Origin of the sequence: Myroides phaeus, from assembly GCF_009799805.1 — a bacterium.
In the GTDB taxonomy this organism is placed as follows: Bacteria; Bacteroidota; Bacteroidia; order Flavobacteriales; family Flavobacteriaceae; genus Flavobacterium; species Flavobacterium phaeum_A.
This window is the reverse complement of the sequence record NZ_CP047050.1, coordinates 1,323,287-1,340,563: the sequence shown is the minus strand read 5'-3', so window position 1 is coordinate 1,340,563 and position 17,277 is coordinate 1,323,287. Positions and strand designations below refer to the sequence as shown.

17 protein-coding genes and 2 tRNA genes are annotated in these 17,277 nt (G+C 29.5%); 14 read left to right on the top strand and 5 right to left on the bottom strand.

Going from position 1 to position 17,277, the window contains the following annotated elements; genetic code table 11:
* Positions 1-106: 106 nt before the first annotated feature.
* Together GQS07_RS06115 and rbfA are read right to left on the bottom strand one after the other, a co-directional pair.
* On the bottom strand, positions 107-1,318 hold the full coding sequence (locus tag GQS07_RS06115) for an ABC transporter permease (protein WP_158210051.1): 1,212 nt from the start codon (positions 1,316-1,318) through the stop codon (positions 107-109).
* 1 nt (position 1,319) lies between these two features.
* The gene (rbfA, locus tag GQS07_RS06110) at positions 1,320-1,712 is read right to left on the bottom strand and encodes a 30S ribosome-binding factor RbfA (RefSeq protein ID WP_158210050.1); all 393 of its coding nucleotides are present in this window, start codon (positions 1,710-1,712) and stop codon (positions 1,320-1,322) included.
* 68 nt (positions 1,713-1,780) lie between these two features.
* On the opposite strand from rbfA, the gene mce reads away from it, so the two are divergent.
* The 11 genes from mce to GQS07_RS06055 all read left to right on the top strand — a co-directional run bounded on the left by mce (position 1,781) and on the right by GQS07_RS06055 (position 8,999).
* Positions 1,781-2,182 carry a methylmalonyl-CoA epimerase gene (gene mce / locus GQS07_RS06105; RefSeq protein WP_158210049.1) on the top strand — a complete coding sequence of 134 codons (402 nt, stop codon included), beginning with the start codon at positions 1,781-1,783 and terminating at the stop codon, positions 2,180-2,182.
* 70 nt (positions 2,183-2,252) lie between these two features.
* Positions 2,253-2,329, top strand: a tRNA-Ile gene (locus GQS07_RS06100).
* A 23-nt stretch (positions 2,330-2,352) separates the two neighbouring features.
* Positions 2,353-2,426: transfer RNA gene (locus GQS07_RS06095), tRNA-Ile, on the top strand.
* A 264-nt stretch (positions 2,427-2,690) separates the two neighbouring features.
* The gene (locus GQS07_RS06090) at positions 2,691-3,512 is read left to right on the top strand and encodes a hypothetical protein (RefSeq protein WP_158210048.1); all 822 of its coding nucleotides are present in this window, start codon (positions 2,691-2,693) and stop codon (positions 3,510-3,512) included.
* Between the two features lie 91 nt (positions 3,513-3,603).
* Positions 3,604-3,891: a helix-turn-helix transcriptional regulator gene (locus tag GQS07_RS06085; protein ID WP_016650142.1), complete on the top strand. Its 288-nt coding sequence runs from the start codon at positions 3,604-3,606 to the stop codon at positions 3,889-3,891.
* Between the two features lie 99 nt (positions 3,892-3,990).
* The gene (locus GQS07_RS06080; RefSeq protein WP_158210047.1) at positions 3,991-5,232 is read left to right on the top strand and encodes a primase-helicase family protein; all 1,242 of its coding nucleotides are present in this window, start codon (positions 3,991-3,993) and stop codon (positions 5,230-5,232) included.
* Between the two features lie 192 nt (positions 5,233-5,424).
* Positions 5,425-6,333: a toprim domain-containing protein gene (locus GQS07_RS06075; RefSeq protein ID WP_059050600.1), complete on the top strand. Its 909-nt coding sequence runs from the start codon at positions 5,425-5,427 to the stop codon at positions 6,331-6,333.
* Positions 6,334-6,431: 98 nt separating this feature from the next.
* Positions 6,432-6,731 (top strand): plasmid mobilization protein, encoded by a 300-nt coding sequence (locus GQS07_RS06070; protein WP_158210046.1) that lies wholly within the window; start codon positions 6,432-6,434, stop codon positions 6,729-6,731.
* Position 6,732: 1 nt separating this feature from the next.
* Positions 6,733-7,647 carry a relaxase/mobilization nuclease domain-containing protein gene (locus GQS07_RS06065; RefSeq protein WP_158210045.1) on the top strand — a complete coding sequence of 305 codons (915 nt, stop codon included), beginning with the start codon at positions 6,733-6,735 and terminating at the stop codon, positions 7,645-7,647.
* Between the two features lie 2 nt (positions 7,648-7,649).
* Positions 7,650-8,180, top strand: a complete 531-nt coding sequence (locus tag GQS07_RS06060) for a hypothetical protein (protein WP_158210044.1) — start codon at positions 7,650-7,652, stop codon at positions 8,178-8,180.
* 21 nt (positions 8,181-8,201) lie between these two features.
* A complete protein-coding gene (locus GQS07_RS06055) occupies positions 8,202-8,999 on the top strand; it encodes a hypothetical protein (RefSeq protein ID WP_158210043.1) in 798 nt (265 codons plus the stop codon).
* Positions 9,000-9,073: 74 nt separating this feature from the next.
* Here the strand turns inward: GQS07_RS06055 and GQS07_RS06050 are convergent, their stop codons facing one another.
* The gene (locus GQS07_RS06050; RefSeq protein WP_158210042.1) at positions 9,074-9,484 is read right to left on the bottom strand and encodes a helix-turn-helix domain-containing protein; all 411 of its coding nucleotides are present in this window, start codon (positions 9,482-9,484) and stop codon (positions 9,074-9,076) included.
* A gap of 231 nt (positions 9,485-9,715) precedes the next feature.
* On the opposite strand from GQS07_RS06050, the gene GQS07_RS06045 reads away from it, so the two are divergent.
* Together GQS07_RS06045 and GQS07_RS06040 are read left to right on the top strand one after the other, a co-directional pair.
* Entirely contained in the window at positions 9,716-10,117 is a 402-nt protein-coding gene (locus GQS07_RS06045; protein WP_016650134.1) for a helix-turn-helix domain-containing protein, read from the top strand.
* Between the two features lie 285 nt (positions 10,118-10,402).
* The gene (locus tag GQS07_RS06040) at positions 10,403-10,873 is read left to right on the top strand and encodes a RadC family protein (RefSeq protein WP_016650133.1); all 471 of its coding nucleotides are present in this window, start codon (positions 10,403-10,405) and stop codon (positions 10,871-10,873) included.
* Positions 10,874-11,271: 398 nt separating this feature from the next.
* Here GQS07_RS06040 and GQS07_RS06035 read toward each other — a convergent pair whose 3' ends face one another.
* Positions 11,272-12,354, bottom strand: coding sequence for a hypothetical protein (locus tag GQS07_RS06035; protein WP_158210041.1), 1,083 nt, complete (start codon positions 12,352-12,354; stop codon positions 11,272-11,274).
* 289 nt (positions 12,355-12,643) lie between these two features.
* On the opposite strand from GQS07_RS06035, the gene GQS07_RS06030 reads away from it, so the two are divergent.
* On the top strand, positions 12,644-16,381 hold the full coding sequence (locus GQS07_RS06030; RefSeq protein WP_158210040.1) for an Eco57I restriction-modification methylase domain-containing protein: 3,738 nt from the start codon (positions 12,644-12,646) through the stop codon (positions 16,379-16,381).
* Here GQS07_RS06030 and GQS07_RS06025 read toward each other — a convergent pair.
* A complete protein-coding gene (locus GQS07_RS06025) occupies positions 16,365-17,276 on the bottom strand; it encodes a TaqI-like C-terminal specificity domain-containing protein (protein WP_158210039.1) in 912 nt (303 codons plus the stop codon). The two genes, GQS07_RS06030 and GQS07_RS06025, sit on opposite strands and share 17 nt — an antisense overlap.
* Between the last annotated feature and the right edge of the window lies 1 nt (position 17,277).

The window sequence follows — 17,277 nt, the reverse complement described above, 5'->3', positions numbered from 1 at the left end:
CAATATTTCAATATGACACTACAAAATCAATAAAAAACAGAAGTAATGAATAAATTACACCGCAAAAAGAATAACAAAGAAAATCTAAACCGATAAAAATTAACGATTATTTGTTTGCTTGTAAATAGTTATGATTCACACGAGACGACGCTATTAGCGATGCTATCAATCCTAAGAAAATAATTGATACAAACACTAAAACTAAGTTCATTAAGTTGAACTCAACAGGATAAGCCATTCCCTCTCTAATTGAGATAAACTGAAAATGCGCTTGAAGTAAAACAAAAACAACTCCTAAAAAAACACCTATTAAACTTCCTAAACCACAAATAATCATTCCCTGAAATAAGAATATTTTTCTTAAATCAGTTAGTGGTGTACCAAGTTCGTTCAAGGTTTTAATATTGGATTGTTTCTCTAAAATAATCATAATCATTGCTCCCACTAAAGTAAAAAGAGCCATTATAACTACTAACACAAAAATAAGATAAACAACAAGGTTCTCTGTATTCAGCATACGATACAAACCATCATTTTGTTGTGCTCTATTCTTGATAATAAAATTTTCCCCCAATACTTCTTTTACCTTACTTATCGCTTTGCTTTCAGAGACATTATCTGCTATAGCAAGTTCAAGATTAGTAATCTCATTGGCAGGAATAAACAATAAGTCTCTCGCAACATCAATGTCAACGAATACATACTTATCATCTAAGTCATCATTTTGTAAAATATAGACACCAGTAGGGTTTAAAGTCTTTTTAATAAACGCATCTTCTGGATTATTAATCACCCCTTTACCTGGTTTCATTGCTAAAGCTTCAAAAGCATTTTCAGTATCAAAAAGCCCCATTGATAGCACAGCACTAATACCGATACCTACAACAGTCTCATCTGAATCTGCCTCAAGCCAATTACCATATTCTACTTTACTCTCGAAATCGCTAACATTTGAATAGTCAGAATCTACGCCTTTTATTGTAGAAACTGTTTGTTTTTCTTTAAAAGAAAATAAAAGGCGATCTTCTACTACTTTAGCAACTCCTTTAAAATAACCTGAATCTTCTAAGTCTAAAATCTGTTTGTCTTCCACTATAAAGCTTTTGCCTTTTTCGCTATACACTTTTAAGTCTGGATCAAGATCATTAACAAACGAAAGACTAAAACTCCTTAACCCACTAAACACAGACAAAACAATAAACATAGCCATAGCACTGACAACAATTCCAATGGAAGCTATTGCAGTAATAACGTTTATCGCTTTGCTCTTGCTTTTACTAAAAGCATATCGTTTAGCTATGTAAAGAGAGAACTTCAAATTACTTTTTCTTTCTTTTTACTAATAAATCACGGTCAGCGATTGGATTTTCTTCACCTTTTAAAGCCTTATCGATTTGGTCAATATACTCTAAACTATCATCGATATAGAAAACTAAATCTGGAACTTTTCTTAATTGGTGTTTTACTCTTTGTGCTAATTCGTGTTTAATTAACGGAGCATTTGATTGAATTGCTTTCAATAATTCAGGACCTTTCTCTGATGGAAAGATGCTTAAGTATACTCTTGAAATTGATAAGTCAGTTGTAATACTAACTTTAGAAACCGAAATTATCAAGTTTGATAATCCGTTCTTACGTACCTCTCCTTGCAAGATATCAACGATATCCTTTTGCAACAAGGTCCCCATCTTCTTTTGTCTATTTGTTTCCATAGTGCAAAAATACAATTTTTTGCATATCAAAGTTTTTTATCTTTGTTTATCAACCCAAAAAAACTGAAATGAAAAAAATTGAACATATTGGTATTGCAGTAAAAGACTTACAAGCTTCTAACGCATTGTTTGAAAAACTATTTGGCGCTCCAGCTTACAAAGAAGAGAGTGTAGAGAGTGAAGGTGTAAAAACTTCTTTTTTTATGAATGGCCCAAACAAGATAGAGTTATTAGAAGCTACAAATCCAGATAGTCCAATTGCTAAATTTCTTGAGAAAAAAGGAGAAGGAATTCATCACATCGCTTTTGATGTTGAAGATATTGAGGCAGAAATGAAAAGACTTTCCGATGAAGGCTTTATCGTTTTAAACGAAAAACCTAAAAAAGGTGCTGATAATAAATTAGTTGCATTCTTACACCCTAAAACCACAAACGGAGTATTGATTGAACTATGTCAAGAAATCAAATAAATGCTAAAAAACTCTTGCATAAACCAATAAAACGGAGTAATATTGCACTCGTCAAATTATGTTTGACACTGGTCCTATAACTCAGCTGGTTAGAGTAGCTGACTCATAATCAGCAAGTCCCTGGTTCGAGCCCAGGTGGGACCACCACGAAATTTTACGCTCATATGAGCGGTCCTATAACTCAGTTGGTTAGAGTAACTGACTCATAATCAGTAAGTCCCTGGTTCGAGCCCAGGTGGGACCACTAAAATTTCAAAGAAGCATCTATTGTAAAATAGGTGCTTTTTTTATGCCCTTTTTTCTCGTTTCACTTCATCAGTACAACATACGTACAACATTTTGTTCTACCCCACAAAGATACTAAAGTTTTCATTTTGTTTCACTTAGCTTCTTTTTTAGTCAAAAATAGCAAAAGTGAGACTTCAAGTGCTATCTCGCCTTTGCCATTGAAACACTTCATTATATTGCATTTAGTTATATTTCAAATCCTAACTAATAACAATGCACTATGAATACCTTAATTGAAACTCCGTTTTTTTTCTTTCATCAGAAGTTAGAGAAGTTTAGCTCAATAACTTTGTCTAAGAAATTCACTTACATAATTGCACCATTACTACCAATATCATCATTGATTGTATCAGTAGCGCTTTTGCCGTATTTCTATAACTTATCAAAGTGGTATATTCTTTTACCTTTGAGTGCATTAATTTACTCAGTACTATTATTAACCGCAGTAATTAATTTCCTCAAAGGACAAAACATTTTCTTAATCAGCAATCTAAACTTAATATACCGACAATCTTTTAAATCATTTCAAAACTCAACAGAGTATCTACTATCACTCCCTGTTGAAAAGATAATTTCAATCGATACAGCTCCTATTGAAAAAGAAAAAAAGTACAATAAGGATAATGTATTTACTTTCAATACTACACATGATACCATCATAAAAGAAACCTTATATCAATTAAAGAAAGAAGTTATTAATGATGATACAACTGTGGAGGATTTTAAAAGAGCAATACTATACTGCATTATTAAACATGTAGGACATATAGAACCCTTTATCAAATTAGAACTTCAATCCCAACATTGTGCAATGTTTTTAGAATCGTTCTTTATTCCTTTTGTACAGCTATTTACTCTACATAAAACCACACTTAAAGAAAGTTGTCGTTACTTTCAATATGCAACAGCAGAAAGTCACTCTGCAATTAACTATGATTCTATAAATAAAAAGGGAAGAAAACTAATAACTAACGCTCATAAAGAAACATATGCTAAGATCTTAGAAAATGTAAAAAGTCAGTTGTCTAAAAAAACATTCTAAACCTTAAATTAAATGTCAGTTCACTGACAAACCACCGTTTCAGATAGCTTCATTCAAATAGTTTAGCGTCATAATTCAAAAAACATTTATTATGACAACGCTAAAAATTATCCAAGAGCTTAACGAGATTAAGCTAATGATTACCAAGGGTAATCAGTTTCAGAAAGAGATCTTTACTATTAAAGATCTAATGGCTTATACTGGTTTTTCAGACAGTACCATTCACAAATTAACTTCTAAGAATTTAATTCCTCATCACAAACCAACCAATGGTACCTTATTCTTTGATCGCCTTGAAATAATTGAATGGATTAAACAGTACAGAGTCTTTACAGACGAAGAAGTTTTATCGCAATTTTCAAAACAGTTAAAAAGATAAAAGCATTGATAGCCCTACTATCAATGCTTAGATAACTATTTCTATAACTCAAAGAAAAGAGTAGTAAATGTAACTACTTCTTTCTGAAAATTGTTTGATATGACTACAACTGCAACAGAATACATTCGAATAGGAACAGATTACTATGCGATAAGAAAGAAGAACGTAAACGGCAAAGAAATCATTGTCGAACGCAAACTATGGAAAAAGTCAGAAATCATCACTGACTTTGGAAAAGACATGATTAAAGAACTACCTAAATTCTTTGGTTATAAATGTGAACCCAGTCACATTAATTATGCTCATTTTATAGGAGATTATTTTAATTCCTACTCCCCTATTCTATATGATATAGACACTACTTCTGTACTTTCTTTAAATTCACTTAGAGAGCAGATACCTATTACCTTTTATTTTTTACAACACATTTTTGGAAATCAATACTTACTTGGTATAGATTACTTTAAAATCTTATTGTTCTATCCTGAGCAAATATTACCAATCATAGTACTTGTATCAAGAAATCGTGAAACAGGGAAAACTACCTTTCTAAACTGGATAAAAGAAATCTTTGATAAAAATGCTGTCTTTATCAAGGCCAATGCATTTACCGAAAAGTTCAATAGTGAAATGGATAGTAAACTTCTCTTGTTAATAGAAGAAGTAAAATCTGACAATAAAGATATCGTTGAAGCGATTAAATACATTTCAACCGCAATGTATCAATCCATTGAATACAAAGGACAAGAGAAGGTTGAACAGAAATCTTTTCTAAAAATAATTATGACCAGTAATCACGAGCATAACTTTCTAAAGATAGATAAAGAAGAAACAAGGTTTTGGGTAATTAAAGTTCCAGTGATAAAAAAAAGAAGTACTGAGTTCTACACTAAGCTTATTAAGGAAGTTCCCATTTTTTTAAACTACCTCTATAGAGTTCCATTCACGACTGAAAAGAAAACACGAATGTGGTTTACTCCTGAATTAATACATACAGAAGCTCTACACAAACTTAAACACGACTTAGACCTTCAGAACAAGAACCAGGTTCTTGACATACTGGATATCATTTTTAATGAATTTGAAATTGATGAACTAGACACTACTCCATCTGATATTAATGCTCTTTTAAACTATTATAACAGAGGGCATAATATTTCAATGCGAGAGATACAGACCATACTTGAAAATATTGCCTTAGTACGATCAGCGAATTCCAATAATTATGAGCGGATCAAAATAGAAGACAATACATTAAAGCGAATTATTCACAAAGGGAAATACTACAGAATTTTAAAAGACACTCTTTTAAATCAGATGACAGATGAGAAATTACTGTAATAGATAGAGTATCATTCATTTAATAATACTTCATAGTATCAAACACTTGTCATCTATAGTTCATCTGCAATCATCTAAAACAGTATTCTTTTTAAGACACAATCAAACTCAGATGCGCAGATGACAACAAAATGATACATAGATATTTTATTAAAAACTAAATATCAACCACTTACACCTAAAAAAACACTTATGACCTATCAAGAAGCAAAAAATATATCTCTTATCTCTATTTTAGATAATATAGGGATAAGACAATCTAAAATAAATAACAAGGAAGCTTGGTACTACTCTCCTTTTAGAACAGAGAACACACCGTCATTCCACGTAAGTGTAACTAAAAATGTTTTCTATGATTTTGGAGATAATACATATAAGGGTAATGTCTTAGACTTTGTAATGTTGTATTACAAGTGCGATGTAAAAGAAGCTCTTAAGATATTAGCAAGCAACTCTTTTTCTTTTCACCAGTTACCTTCTAAGATAGATACTTGTGAAAAAAGAAAAGACTATCAAATTACGGCTATTATACCGCTTAGAAATAAATACCTAATACATTATATCAAACAGCGAGGTCTATGCCTTAAAATAGTTCAGAAATACTGCAAAGAAGTACACTATACTATTGGTGACAAAGCCTATTACGCAATAGGTTTTCAAAATGAACTTGGCGGGGTAGAACTCAGAAACAAGTATATCCAAATATGCTTAGGTTCTAAGTCGCTTTCTTATATAGACAATGGTTCAACTACCGTATTTATATTTGAAGCCTTTATAGATTTCTTATCATTTCTCACTCTTAAACCAAACTTAGAGTACAAGTTTGATTATATCATCTTAAACTCGGTTTCTACTTTGGACAATACACTAATTAAACCTCCAAACAATTATTTGTACAAAACCTTAGATAACAAAGTAATGTTTGAGTCAAAGTACAAGAGTATTATCGCTTGCTTGGATAATGACAAAGCTGGCGATAAAGCAACAGATAAATTACTCACTGCATTTCCATTAACTACAAAAGATGCGAGAGTGAGATATAAACATTACAAAGATCTCAATGATTATTTACTTAGTATTAACCGCGATAAGTTGACGTAAGAATTATCGAGATGTGTCTTTGTCCTTACAAATTGAAAATTTGAATCAGAACAAAGACCACTCGTTTTTCTCCCGAAGGTCGCAAAATTGGTAAGACGATGAAAAGAGAACATAAGATAGAATTTAGGGTTACTCTAACGGAATCTCTGCTTATAAAAAACAAAGCAGATAAAATTGGTTGTAGCGTTTCTGAGTACCTACGTAGTACTGCACTTGGGTACGCACTTAGCTACAAACTAACACAAGATGAAATTGAGGTTTACAAACTCCTAAACAAGTTTGCTGATAACTTCAGAAGAATTGGTAACCTGTTTAAACTTGGTGATACCACAGGTGTAAAAGAAGCTACTATTGAAACCTCAAACTTAATTAGAGATCACCTTCAAAAACTAAAGTAATATGATAGCTAAAGCAAAAACATGTATTGGAGGAACAGCTCTTTTTAATTATGTGATTAATCCAAACAAAGGTTATGAACTTGTTAGAAACAATCTTTCGGGGGAAACTCCGAAAGATATGTTTCTAACTATGCAGATACTACAAAATCAAAACTTACGCTGTAAAAACAATACAATCTCCGTTGTTATCTCACCTACTATTGAAGATAGTAAAAAGATGACAGATCAAGATTTAAACAATCTTGTCCATGATTTTTTAGTTGGTTTAAAGTTAGATCCCAAAAATGCGCAATACATCGCTTTTGTTCATACTGAAAAAGAACACAAGCACATTCACATATTGGCTAACCGCATTGATGAAAACACAAAAGCATTAAAGGATAACTACATCGGATTTCAAGCACAACGCATCGCTCATGAAATAGCTTTAAAGTACGGTTGGATTTCTATACGACAGGAAAATGAAAACAAAAAAGAACAAGTAAAAGCTAATCAGAAGCAAGTAGCCCAAGAGATTAAAAAAGCACATTATCTTGTTTTAAAAGAGCACCCTAAAAATTTACAGCAGTATATCGATATGATGCAAATACATCAAATAGAAGTAAAACCGAGCGTAAACAAACAAGGTAATATTCAAGGGTATCGGTTTATTCACTTACCAACTAATACAAACTTAAAGGCAAGTGAAGTTGACCGTAATCTAAAACTAAATGAACTGTTTGAAAATAACACTCCCAAACGTAGTGATGACTTATTTCACACTGTTCTATTCAAAGACCAAGACAAACAAATTTCATTTGAGAATTGGAATACAAACACAGCAAGTCTGTTTAGTTTTCTAAACTCCTACGGCAATTACTATGAGGACTATGCTCCTGATATCACTAAAAAGAAAAAACGAACGATAAGACGATAATTATGGCAAAGCATCAACCAACACTAACAGAACTCACTGAGTTACTTTTTAAACAAGTAGTTTACTTGCAAGAAACAATGAAGCAGAATATCGCTCAACAAACTGAGCTGGCAGACAAAATAAACAGCATTGAAGTAAAAGTAAACCTGTCGGAACTCCGTAATCTTGAAACTAAAAATAGAGAAGGACTACAAAATGATTTTACTGCATTTCAATCTAAGCTTATACATAGTAAAGAAGAACTTCTAAAAGTCTATAGAGCTATTAGCAACAAGAAAATGTTTTACCTAATTGCACTTAATATTTTTCTCCTCTTCACAAGTGGATTATCAATGTACATTGCCATAGATAAATCAATTGATAGTTCTAAGCATGAGAAACTAATAGATGATAACAAAAAGGCTGATCTTGAATTAAATCATTTGAATCAATTCTTTAAAGAGAACCCTAAGAACTATGAGGCGTATAAGAAGTGGGAAAATAGGTCAAAAAAAAATGTCCTTAATTCTTCTTATCTTAGTAATAAGAATTGATGTTTTTTTTAAAATGAAACTATGCAACACATTAAATTGAAACCTACTCAACTAATAAGTATAGATTATAACATAAGTGACATAACTCAAAACAGTAGTCAAGATTTTTCAGATAGTAAGAAAATCGAAGAGGAATATGTAAAATCAAGTAATCTTTCAGACCAAATAGGAATGGATCTCATGCTATTTACAGAAAATAGTATTGTATTTGGTTTTGATTATTCATATAAATCTGATAAAATATTTATACCTGAAATTAATCCTACTTTAATTTTCTTTTCGAATGCAATAATGTCTGTCAAAAGTGCAAAACAATTTAGAGCCAATTTAATGAAAGATTCGCCAAGTTTAATGAAAAAATCTCAGACTGAGATAAACCCTGAACTTTTCGGACATTACTTTCAGTTAGCGGTAAATTGTATTATAAACTTACAAGCTTCTTTGGAAACTTTTATTAATAGATGTATCCCTGATAATTATATAATTTTATCAAATAATAATAAACCCATAAGAAAACCAAATATTCATGATAAAATTGACTTAGGTATTACTAAAATTAAGGGGCTAGATTTTGAAAAACAATTTCCAGAAGATTATAAGATAGTAAAAGAACTTATTGGTTTGAGAAATCGCATAATTCATCTTAATCCGACAAAAGAAAATACTAATACCAAGTATAAGAACTTTTATAGAGAAATAATTGATTTTGACTTTGACAAAGGCATTTTTTCTATCAGAACGTTCATAAATTTCTATGAACCTAATTTGATAGAAGATTGTTCATGTGGCAATGAATACTACTACAAATTAATTTATTAAACAGCAATTTGAGAAAATACTCTAAGCATCAAGAATAATTAATGAAAGAAAATATTCTTGAAGCTTAGAGTATATTATTTTTTTGATAGCAATTTTTCTAAATATGCTATTTTCTCTTTCTCCGCTTCTAATAGGCGCTCATAAAGCTTTTTATTTTCCTCGTAAGCTTCTAACAATTTATCAAGAGGATTGAATGTTGGATTATAATTTACAGTATTACTATAAAAAGGGCTTTCATGAAAAGTACTATTTATAATATTCAATACTCTCTCATCAGAATAATCCTTTATTACATCTACAGGTACCTCTAATATTTTTGCGATACTTTCTAATTTAGTTTCTTCAACAGACTCACTGTTTTCAATAATAGATACTTGTTGCTGACTAACGCCTAAAAGCTCAGCTAACGTTATTTGCTTCATTCCTTTTATTTCACGGATTCGACTAATATTTTTTCCTATATGTTTACGAGTAACTGTTGTCATGGCTTAACTTATTAGGTTTAACAAATATATGAAAAAGGTCTATTAAAACCTGTAACCTATTTCATTCTAATGATAGCGTAAGATACTAATTTTCAATTGTATTATACAAGTAAAATTAGTTCACTACTGTAGTTTATAATGTCAACTTTGATAATAAAAAGCTACTTTATTACAAACAGTAAATTAGTAATCAGCCTTTTACAAGTATTCATCCAAAATCTTAAATCAATTATGGAACACAAGATACACCAGGGAAGAAACATAAAACGTTTCAGAGAAATGCTAGGAATCAAACAAGAGGTTCTTGCATTTGATTTAGGAGATAATTGGACTCAGAAGAAAATCTCATTGTTGGAAAAAAAAGAGGTGATTGATAATTCACTCCTACAAGAGATTTCTAATAAGCTGGCTGTACCAATTGAAGCCATTAAAAATTTTGATTCAAAACGAGCTCTAAGCATTATCTCAAATACACACATTGATTCTCCAACACAAAAATATCATTATGATACCATTAATCCAGTTACTGCCATAGTACAATTACACAATGAAAAGATTGAATTGTATGAACGAATCCTCAAAGAAAAAGATGAGATGATGAATCGCTTAGAGAAACTGATTCAAAGTAAATAGGTACATATAGAAAAAAGATAGAATTACTGTGGAGGGTATTCTACTTTTTCTTTTCATAGATAGTAGTTTAAAAACATTTAAGGTAATTAGGTCTTAATGAGACTTAGTTTTTTAGGTTTTATTTTTTATTAATAATTGCACAAAGTTAGGCAATGCCTTGCGGTTCGCTAACAAGAAATTCCCCCATAAATGCTTGACTAAAGTCTTCGCTTTATTGCGTTGCTTCTTGCACTCGCTCAGCCATTACCAATTGTGACTCCATAATTAATTTAAAAATTTAATATTATGGAAACTACAGTTTTAAACACAGAATGGCTTATCGCATCAGAAGTAGAATTAATTTACAAATCAAAAGTAAAGGCTTCACAGAGACCACAGATTACATCTTCTTACAGTGCCTATCATATAGCATTAAAGGCTTGGGATATTAATAAGATTGAATTATTAGAACAGTTTAAAGTTCTTATGCTTTCAAACAACAACAAAGTACTTGGAGTATTAGAAGTTTCCTCAGGAGGGATAACAGGTACAATAGTAGATTTAAGAATTATTTTCTCCGCTCTATTAAAAGCGAATACTACAGCATTTTTGATTGTACACAATCATCCATCAGGGAAATTAGCACCAAGTGATGCTGATAGACAAATTACAAGAAAGATTAAAGAAGCAAGTAAAATACTTGATATTAATCTTTTAGATCATTTAATTATAACAGCAGAGGGTTACTACTCTTTTGCAGATGAAGGCATCTTATAAGGCGCCTTTGTTTTTTTAAAGAAGTAAAACTGTAAAGATGCTTTTACAGTTTTACTTCTTTAAAAATTATTTACTTTATATACCAATGTATATCTAAGTTTAAACCAATCATGAAATTAGTTACATTGAGTAAATTACCCAGTTTTATATACTCTTATTTTGCACCTTCGTGTCTAACTAAAAGTATAACTCAATTGATTTTTCTTAGAAACTGAATGTCCCCTTTATCAAATAACTATCAAATAAAAAAAGTCTGATTTTAAGCAGTTTAAATTTTTAAACTATGTTCCTATCAAATAATCATCAAATAAGATTTATACAGAATTTATGAAACATATAGAAAGTAAAATTACAATACAACGTTAGCTTTGTTATTGGTACAATCAAAATGCTGTATTTTATTTTTCAACTATATAATAGCTAATAACAACAGAATCTTCCATTAATTGTGACTCTAATTTTACTTCTTCAAACTTTATTTCTTCAATATATTCTGGTTCAATATTAATTTCAACTATTTCTTTTCGATTAAAGTCCCTTGCTAACAATTCCCACTCAATTACAATACTATCAGATTCTACATCAGGAAGCAATGAAATTTCAAAATATTTATTATCCTTTTGAATCAAAGGTTTATTATCTTTTGGTCTATAAGTTATTGTCTTATTTTCATCATCAACATAATCTGTTAGAGATAATCTTGGAGATAGAAACGAACCTGTATCAAGACTTGAAACACCTCTTATAAATTTTATAATTAACATCCAGTCTTCAATGACTACAGCACCTATATTTTCCATAATTAAATCAAAACTACACCAAGATTTATTTATTTTATTTGAATAAAATAGTGATTCGATTCTGAATTCAGGAATAGACTTTATTAGACTTTTATTAAAAAAGTCATTGCTACTTTCATTGGATAATTTATACTTAATAATAGTCTTTTCAAGAATTGGGTTTAAAGTAAGACTTTCATCAAAATTATTAAAAGAAACTTTGAAATCGAATTTATCTTTTTGATTAATTCCAGTTAAATACCAATTATAAGTATCTTTATTTTCTTCTAATAAATCGACAATATCTTCCCAGCAAAACAATAAAATTTCAAAAGAACCAGCCTCTTGATTTTCTAAATCTTTTATTCTGATAAATTCTTCTATCCTTGCGTCTTTGTTAGTTGTTGAAGCTATTATATAAACTCCAAGATTAGGCTTAAATTTCTTTGCTTTTTCAATTTCAGTGTATATTTCTGTTTCTGTTAATTTCGCTTTCGAATAATCATCCTTCCCTTTTGCTTGAATTCCCCAATACTTTTCTTCACCTTTTGGAATTCCATATACATCTACACCAGCTTGTTCTTGACCTAAACGACCATTTTTTTTAATTTTATTGGGTATAGCCCAAATTTCCCCCCAAAGTTTTTTACAAAGTGATTCAAAATCTTGCCAATTTTCTGGTTTTCCAATTGTTTTTTTCATTTCATATTTATTTTTTTTAAGTAAAACCTCATAGGCTTTTTAAAGAAACTTACATTTTTTTAGCATTAACTCAAGTACCATTCCTCTTTTTCCCAATCTTTCTATTCATTGATCTATTATAATAGCTATATTCCCCATAAATGCATTGTATTCAACGATAAATATAAAGACTTAATAATATCTGACAGATATAAATGACATAATAAATATTACTGTTTTATCATATTTTAACTTATTTGAATTATTTTGTACTTTTAACCATTATTTATAATCTATATCTATTACTAACATGTCTTCAATATCAATTACTAAAGCATTAAATCCCGCATATCGAAAATTTAAACCACTCCGTAATGATATAGACAAGTTTAAATTGGAATTATTAAGTTGTATCGAAGCTATTGAGGTTAGTGATAGTAAAAATGAGAGTGAAGAACATCTTAAAGAACCAATTAAACGATTTTTTCAAAATACTTTTTTTCAAAAAAATCTCATTAATACTAAAGGGCGTATTGATTTAGCTATTTATTTAGATGAAACTGCAAAAAGTGATGTGGGGGTAATTATTGAAGCAAAAAGGCCAAGTAATAAAACAGAGTTTGTCTCTAAGGATAATTTAAACAAAAAAGCACTTCAAGAATTACTTTTATATTATTTAAGAGAACGTATTGATGAAAAGAATAACAATATCAAGCATTTGATTATTACAAATGGATTTGAATGGTTTTTTTTCAAAGGAGAAGATTTTTATAATATATTTTATAAAAACTCTAGTCTAGTTAAAGAATACACCGAGTTTAGAGATGGACTTAAAGATACTTCTAAAAATGAACTTTTTTATGATGAAATAGCCTCAAAGTATATAAAAGAGATTCAAGATATATTACCTTTTGTTCATATAGAGTTTGATAAAATCGAATTAAATAATTTAAGAGAGGCTAAAATTACTCAAATTTATAAGTTGTTTTCAAATGTTCATTTATTAGGGCATAGCTTTGGAAATGATAGTAATAAATTGAATGATTCTTTTTATAAAGAATTACTTCATATTATAGGCTTAGAAGAAGTAAAAGAAAGTTCTAAAAAAATAATTGTTCGTAAGTCAGAACAACAACGTGATTATGCTTCACTTCTAGAGAATACAATTTTCACATTAGAAGATAAAGATTATTTGCATCGTGTTAAAGGCTTTTCTGGTGCGGAAGATAAAGCATTCGCAGTTGGCTTAGAGCTTTGTATAAATTGGATTAATAGAATTTTATTTCTTAAATTACTAGAGTCACAATTAGTTAGCTATAATAATTCTAATGAGTATCGTTTTTTAAATTTTAGTTTTTTAAATGGCTTTGATGCATTAAATGACTTATTTTTTTCTGCATTGGCAAAGCCTCTGACAGAACGGCATCCTAAGTATAAAGAAAAATTTAAAAATATACCTTATCTAAATAGTAGTCTTTTTGAACATAGTGCATTAGAGAAGCAAACCTTTGATATTACTGCTCTTAAAGATGAAGAAATGGAAATTTACTCATCAACAATATTAAAAAATGCTAATGGTAAACGTTTAAAAGGAAAATTAAATACACTTCAGTATATTTTTCTTTTTTTAGAAGCCTACGACTTCTCAGCGGATGCTAATACAGAGTTTGAAAATGAGCAAGAAAATAAAACATTAATTAATGCAGCAGTTTTAGGATTAATTTTTGAAAAAATTAATGGATATAAAGACGGGTCTTTTTACACGCCTGGTTACATCACAATGTTTATGTGTAAGGAGGCGATTAGAAAAGCGGTTGTTGATAAATTTAAAGTAGAGTATAACGATACTATTGAAACTTTTGAAGATGTAAAAGATTATTGCTCACAATATTTCAAGAAAGCAGATTTAATTAAGTTTAATCAAACTATTAATAGTTTAAAAATTTGTGATCCAGCGGTAGGGTCTGGACACTTTCTAGTATCAGCCTTAAATGAGGTGATTTCAATTAAAAGTGAATTAAAAATCTTGTGTAATGAGGAAGGAAATCGAATTCCTTGCGAGATTTCTATTGAAAATGATGAGCTTTATGTTGCATATAATGAAGGAGAGTTATTTGAATATCAGAGAAATGATGTTAACAGTTTAGCTATACAAAAAACACTTTTTCATGAAAAACAAAATGTGATTGAAAATTGTTTATTTGGAGTAGATATCAATCCTAATTCAGTAAATATTTGTCGATTACGTTTGTGGATCGAATTATTAAAAAATGCTTATTACACCTCAGAAGGAGAGTTGCAAACACTTCCTAATATTGATATTAATATTAAGTGTGGAAACTCGTTAGTAAGTCGATTTTCATTGCAAGATGGTTTAAAGTCTGCTTTTAAAAATAAAGAAGTTACTTACACTATAGAAGATTATAAAATAGCTGTAAATGAGTATAAACAAACGAACAGTAAAGCTAAAAAAACAGAAGTTCAAGAGATTATAGATACTATTAAATCAAATTTTAAATCTACATTATCTAATAAAGCAAAAGATGGTATAGATAAAATAACGAGCAAATATGAAACTGAACGTCAACGTTTAATTAATTTAGAATTATTTGGTGAAAAAATTAAAAAAGCGGAAAAAGATAATTTAAAAAAGCTAAAACAGAAAGCAGATAAGGCAATTTCGGAAAAAGAAGAAATTTTAAATAATGTAATTTATCAAGATGCTTTTGAATGGCGCTTTGAATTTCCTGAAGTTTTAGATAATGAAGGTAATTTTATTGGATTTGATGTAATTGTTGGTAATCCTCCATATATTCAACTGCAAAAAATGGGTAAAGCAAGCGATGTCTTGCAACGGTTAAATTACTTAACTTTTGCTCGTACAGGAGATATTTACAGTTTGTTTTATGAATTGGGTAACAACATCTTGAGAAATAATGGAATTTTAATTTTTATTACTTCCAATAAATGGATGCGAGCTGCTTATGGAGAAAGTTTGCGAAAGTATTTTATAGATTTTACAGATCCTTTAATTCTCATTGATTTTGGAGGGATTCAGATATTTGATTCTGCTACGGTTGATACCAATATTTTAATGTTTGCTAAGGATAAAAATAGACAACAGACCAAGGCTTGTATTGTCAAAGAAAAGGTGTTAAATAATTTGAGCATTTATTTTGAACAATTTGCTCACCAAACCGAATTTAAAACAAACGAAAGTTGGGTTGTGCTTTCTCCTATTGAAAAACAAATTAAGGACAAAATAGAAGCTATTGGCACACCTCTTAAAGAATGGGATATAAACATCAATTATGGGATAAAAACAGGCTTTAATGAAGCGTTTATTATCACTGGTGAGAAGAGGAAAGAATTAATTGATGAAGATCCAAAAAGTGCTGAAATTATACGACCTATTTTACGTGGCAGAGACATTAAAAGATATGGTTATGATTTTGCGGATTTATGGTTGATAAACACACATAATGGTATTAAAGAGAATAGCTTAAAACGCGTATTTACAGAAGGTTATTCAGCAATAAAAAAACATTTGGATCAATATTATACACAATTAGAAAAACGATCTGATAAAGGAGATACTCCATATAATTTAAGGAACTGTGCTTATATGGAGGATTTTTCTAGACCAAAAGTAATATATCCTAATATGACAAAATTTTTACCATTTGTTTATGACGACAAAGGTTTTTTGACAAATCAAAAATGTTTTATTATTACAGGTGAAAAAATAGCGTTTTTAACTGCGTTTTTAAACTCTTCATTATTCAAATATTGTTTTAGAGATAATTTCCCTGAACTACAGGGAGGCACAAGGGAATTAAGTAAAGTGTTTTTCGATAAAATAACAGTTTTAAAAGTTACAGACGAAATTAATCAACAATTTGAAAAATTAATTTTAAATATACAATCCTTAAAAACTGACAATAAAAAAACTACAAATATTGAGATTCAAGTTGATAACATTATTTTTGATTTATATGATGTTACAATTGAAGAAAGGACAGAAATAGGTTTTATTGAAATTCAATAAAATCTATTTCTTCTTGATTTAAATTAAAGATATTATATACTTTGTTTTTTATAATTTCCTCCAACTCTTTAAAGTCTTGCTTATTTTTTTTTCTTTCCAAAATATCAGTGATTAAATTGTCAAAAAAACAATATTCTGTATAATCTAATTTTGGTAATGGAAAATTAGAGACATACTGACTCAACATTCTGTATTGTCTTTGTTGTAATTGTAAAGCATAATATTTAACAAGCTGTTTGCCTAATTTTGAATTTAATACACCTAAAATATACTTTAATTCTTTAATATCACCGGTCATGACGTATGCAGTATTTAAAGCAATACTTTTTTCTTCATCATATGAAAAGCAAGGAAATTCATAACCTTCATCTGGATTGTCAGTCATTATTTCAATATATACAATTTTCTGTTTAGAAAAATCCTCCCAATAAGCTATCGTATCTTGAGTTTCAAACCATTGATTATTAGTCTTTTTTCTACTCCCTTTCTCTCCAGTTTGTTTTAATCTATCATACCCAAAACTCATAAGGTGCTCTTTTACAGCAGGATATTGCTCAATGTCTATTTTTAAACTTGGGAAAGTTGTAATTATGTATAAATCAGCAAATTCATAAGAATAACGCTTAATATCACGTCCTCTAAGTAACGGCCGTACAATTTCAGCAGATTTTGGATCAGAAGCTATAAGCTCATCTTTCTTCTTGCCATCAATAATAAACGCTTCATTATATCCTGTAAGTATTCCTCTATAAATATTAATATCCCAATCTTTTAATGGTATTCCAACAGCTTCAATTTTAGCTTTTATACGTTGCTCAATTTCACTTAAAACAATCCAACTACCAGAGGTATTAAAAAATGAAATATTATAATATTGTTCAAAATAAATGCTCATT